This is a genomic window from Bacillus sp. JJ664 (assembly GCF_036962205.1).
Taxonomy (GTDB): domain Bacteria; phylum Bacillota; class Bacilli; order Bacillales; family Bacillaceae_G; genus Gottfriedia.
In genome coordinates, this window is sequence record NZ_JBALMS010000187.1 from 1 (window position 1) to 3,157 (window position 3,157).

At 32.2% G+C, this 3,157-nt stretch carries 2 protein-coding genes; both read left to right on the forward strand.

The window, feature by feature from the left end:
- On the forward strand, window positions 1-1,696 hold a 1,696-nt coding region (locus V7056_RS19845), incomplete at its 5' end, for a HAMP domain-containing methyl-accepting chemotaxis protein (protein WP_499704114.1).
- 206 nt (window positions 1,697-1,902) lie between these two features.
- Window positions 1,903-3,087 carry a CapA family protein gene (locus V7056_RS19850; RefSeq protein ID WP_499704115.1) on the forward strand — a complete coding sequence of 395 codons (1,185 nt, stop codon included), beginning with the start codon at window positions 1,903-1,905 and terminating at the stop codon, window positions 3,085-3,087.
- Window positions 3,088-3,157 lie beyond the last annotated feature (70 nt).

A 3,157-nucleotide genomic window follows, 5' to 3' on the forward strand; every position in this document is an offset into this window, starting at 1 on the left:
ATGGACAATTGGTCGGAAACTAATATTTTCATTTATTCTAATATTAGTTATTATTTTAACGCTTAGCGCTTTTTCAATTACAAGTACATTTAGACTAAACAATAATACAAAAGAAGTAAGTGAAGAAGTTTTACCTAAGGTAGAGTTGATTGGTGAAATCAATTATATTGCAGAACACATTTTAAGTACGACTCAAAAGCATATGTTAAGTGATGATGAGTCATACAAAAGAAAATATGAGTATGAATTGGAAGGCCAGTATACTTTAATTGACAAGGCTTTCTCAGACTATAAAAAATTACTAAAAACAAAAAAAGAAAAAGCATTATTTGAAAAACTACATATTGAATGGAATGATTTTGTAGAAAAGAATGCAGAAATTCTTGAGTTAAGTAATAAGATGGATACAAAAAATGCTGTTTTGACGTCATTTAGTGGAACAGCATTATTTGATAAAATGCATACTGATTTGGATTCATTGATTAACATGCACCAAAAACAAGGTAAACAAATTAATGAAGACAGTGATAAAGAATTTACAAATGTTACTTACACAACTTTAATAAGTGTGATTGTTGCGTTTTTACTGACAATATTAATCGCGGTTGCGTTAATAAGAAGTATTAGAAAACCTTTAACGAAATTATCGACGCAAGTAAAGGAAGTTGCAGAGGGTAATCTTGTATTGGAGCCATTGGATATTAAAAATAAAGATGAAATTGGTGAATTAGCAAGTAATGTTAATACAATGACAGCTAATTTAAAAGAACTAATTGAAAGTGTTGTTTATAATTCACAATTAGTTGCTTCGACATCAGAGGAATTGTCTGCGAGTGCAGAAGAAACAAGTAGGGCTTCTGAGCAAATTACAAGCTCGATCATTAACATTGCAGAAGGTGCTGAACAACAAGAAAAAAGTAGTTTAGAAGCATTTACAGTTGTAAAAGAAATTTCAACAGGAATGGAACAGGCTGCTTCATCAATTCAAACAGTAGCGGAAAATTCGCTTTCTACTTCAGAAAAAGCAGTTTATGGAAATAAAGTATTAGTAAAAACAGTTAATCAGATGAATATGATTCATGATACCGTAAATAATACATCAAATATTGTTAATTCACTTGGCGAAAAGTCCGATGAGATTGGTAAAATTGTTACAATCATCACTGAAATTGCTGAGCAAACAAATTTATTAGCGTTAAATGCTGCTATCGAAGCTGCTAGAGCTGGCGAACAAGGTAAAGGATTTGCTGTTGTTGCAGATGAGGTTAAAAAACTAGCTGAACAATCTAGATCGGCAGCTGGACAAATTTCTGGTTTAGTAGGATTTATCCAAAATGAAGTCAAAAAAGTAATTACTTCAATGAATGAAGGCTCAAATGAAATTAAAAACGGTATTGACCTTGTTTCTGAATCTGGAGAAAACTTCAATCATATCGTTAAAATGATTGAAGAAGTGTCCGCACAAACTCAGGAAGTATCTGCTATATTCGAGCAAATTAATGCAAGCTCTCACAGTATCATTAATATAGTAGAAAGAACTTCAGAAATTTCAGCTGAGGCATCTGGACAGTCACAAAGTGTGGCAGCTGCAGCCGAACAACAAAACGCTTCAATGGAAGAAATGTCTGCATCAGCAGATATTCTAAGTAAAATGGCAGAAGAGTTACAAGATACAGTTAAAACCTTTAAAGTATAATAAACCTCAAAGTCACTCATTTTCAAATGGGTGACTTTTTTGTGTATGATTCAACGGATTTTTAATTTAATAGCTTTACGAAAAATAAAAGAGGGTCGATAATAAGAAGTGACTACGAAATAAACGGTGCTATAAACAATCAACTTTATAGAAAAAAAGTTTAATAAAAATAAAAAATAGAATCCACTTACACTAGGAGAATCATCTTGAAAAAATTACTTCTTATGAGCACATTGTTACTTTTTATCCTCATTTATATAAAAAAAGAATATTTCTCGAACGAACCAATTCCGAATCATGCAATACACAAAGAAAAAGAGATTCAAAAAGTACCAACTACTGAGCAAAAGCCTGAGAATGAAAAACCGATTGTATCAAAAGCAACGATTGGAGCAATTGGAGATATATTGATTCATAATGAAGTTTATGAAGACGCGAAACAAAAAGATGGTTCGTATAATTTTCATCAAATGTTCAAAGAAGTCAGAGCGACAATGCAAAAGCCGGATATTCTCGTTGCAAACCAAGAAACAATGATTGGTGGGGAAAAAATAGGGTTATCTACCTATCCAACATTTAATAGTCCATATGAAGTTGGTGATGCTTTAAAGGCTGCGGGTGTAGATGTTGTGACGCTTGCGAATAATCACTCACTTGATCGAGGAGAAGTTGCCATTAAAAGTGCAATATCTCATTGGGATCATATTCATATGCCCTATACCGGGGCTTATAAATCAAAAGCGGATCATGATAAAATTAGAACTTTAACAAAAAATAATATACGATTTGCATTTCTTTCATATACTTACGGGACAAATGGAATCCCAGTTCCCAAAGGGAAGGATTATTTAGTGAATTTGATTGATATGAAGAAAATTCGACAGGATGTTCAAAGAGCGGATGCAATATCAGATGTAGTTGTCGTCTCGATGCATTGGGGAAAAGAATATGAAAGATTACCAAATCAATTTCAGAAAGAATTAGCGAAGCAATTAGCGGATATTGGCGTTCAAATCGTAATTGGAAATCATACACATGTTTTACAACCACCAGCTTGGGTGACAGGTAAAACAGGTAATAAAGCTTTCGTATTATATTCTTTAGGAAACTTTTTATCAGCGCAGGATGAGTTATATGAACTAATTGGTGGGATCGCTTCAATTGATGTCGTGAAAACGAAGTATAAAGATGTAGAAAAAATAGAATTAACAAATCCAAGTTTTACGCCAACCTATAATTACTACTACAAAAATCAAAACTTTAAAATATTACCATTACAAAATATAAGTGAATCTTACCTTGTATACGGGGAAGGAAGATATAAGAACATCAAATCTCACATGAGAACTTATATAAAAGATTTACATTTTGTGGAGCCCGTTCATAATTAAAGGCTCTTTTCTAATAGATTGTTGCTTTTGGAATTGAATAATCAACTAACTCATTCTAAAATAGCAACAA